The 779-nt window shown below is 71.4% G+C and carries 1 protein-coding gene; it reads left to right on the top strand.

Annotated features, from left to right (window positions below):
• The coding region (locus GWK61_RS54900; protein ID WP_194922344.1) for a threonine/serine dehydratase family protein at positions 1 to 779 on the top strand (779 nt) is incomplete at both ends.

Below are 779 nucleotides of genomic sequence, written 5' to 3'. Positions count from 1 at the left end.
GTTTCGGCGCAGGTGTATCTGAAGGCAGAGAATCTGCAGCGGACCGGGTCGTTCAAGATCAGGGGTGCGCTCAATGCTGTGAGCCGGCTTGCTCCCGAGCAGGCGGCGCGTGGGGTGATTGCGTTCTCATCCGGGAATCACGCGCAGGCTTTGGCGCTGGCCGCGCGGGAGGCGGGGGTTGCGGCGACGGTCGTCATGCCGCAGGACGCGCCGGCTGGGAAGTTGGCTGCGACGCGGGCGTATGGGGCGACGGTGGTGACCTATGACCGCTACACCGATCGGCGGGAGGAGATCACCGAGCGGCTCGCGGCCGAGCGCGGCCTGGTCGTGATCCCGCCGTATGAGCATGCTGACGTGGTCTCCGGTCAGGGGACGTTGGCGGTCGAGCTGTTCGGCCAGGTTGAGGCGCTCGACGTGCTGCTGGTGCCGGTCGGCGGGGGTGGGCTGATCTCCGGCTGCGCGCTGGCCGCCTCCGGGCTGAGTCCGGCGACGCGGATCGTGGGTGTCGAGCCGGCCGCGGGCAATGACACGCAGCTCTCGCTGGCCGCCGGGCACCGCGTGCGGGTTCCGGTGCCGCGGACGATCGCGGACGGGATCGCCACCGACATGCCCGGGGAGCTGACCTTCGAGGTCACGCGGCGCCTCGTGAGCGAGGTGGTGCTGGTGACCGACGACGAGATCCGCGACGCGCTGCGCTTCGTCCTGGAACGCGTCAAGACCGTCATCGAGCCGAGTGCGGCGGCGGCCGTCGCGGCGGCGCTCGCGGGACGGGGCGGGGT

Origin of the sequence: Catenulispora rubra, from assembly GCF_015356825.1 — a bacterium.
GTDB classification, from domain to species: domain Bacteria; phylum Actinomycetota; class Actinomycetes; order Streptomycetales; family Catenulisporaceae; genus Catenulispora; species Catenulispora rubra.
This window is presented reverse-complemented; position numbering and strand designations above follow the sequence as displayed.